Source organism: Roseomonas rosulenta (assembly GCF_016106005.1).
In the GTDB taxonomy this organism is placed as follows: Bacteria; Pseudomonadota; Alphaproteobacteria; order Acetobacterales; family Acetobacteraceae; genus Neoroseomonas; species Neoroseomonas rosulenta.
Window position 1 is genome coordinate 1 of sequence record NZ_JACADR010000662.1, and the last position, 534, is coordinate 534.

Annotated in this window: 1 protein-coding gene; it reads right to left on the minus strand. The window is 79.4% G+C overall.

The annotated features are described in order from the left end of the window. A partial coding sequence (locus tag HW578_RS27525) for an NAD(P)-binding domain-containing protein (protein ID WP_232479344.1) occupies window positions 1–430 on the minus strand: 430 nt, incomplete at its 3' end. Window positions 431–534: the final 104 nt, after the last annotated feature.

Genomic DNA, 534 nt, shown 5'->3' on the forward strand with positions numbered 1-534 from the left:
CGGCGATGCGCACGCGGTCGGGCGCGCTGCGCCGGCCGGTGATGGGCGTGGTCGCCATGGCCCCCACCGGTGCGCCCGGCCCGCGCAGCCGCGCGAAGGCGAGCGGCGCCAGCGAGGCCGCCGGCGCGATCAGCAGCGGCAGGTCCTTCGGGATGGCGGCCGCGATGCGCGGCAGCAGCGCTGGCAGCGCATAGGCCGGCACGGTCAGCAGCGCGGCGTCGGCGCCGGCGAAGGCCTGGTCGAGCGTGGCGGCGACAGCGACGGGAAACCGGCCCTCCAGCGCGCCCTCGGCCTGCAGGGCATCGCCCAGCCCGGCCGTGCCGGCGCCGGAGGGCGACCACAGCAGCGCCTCGTGCCCGCGGCTCGCCGCCAGCGCCGCGCAGCCCGGTCCGATCGCCCCCGCGCCAAGGATCGCCACGCGCATGTGCATCCCCCCATCTGCTCGCGGCCGGACCCTGCGGCGCGGGGCGGCGCCGCGCAAGCGGGGGCTGTTCACCGGCGCCGGCCGGCGTTCTAGGCTCGATGCGATCCAGC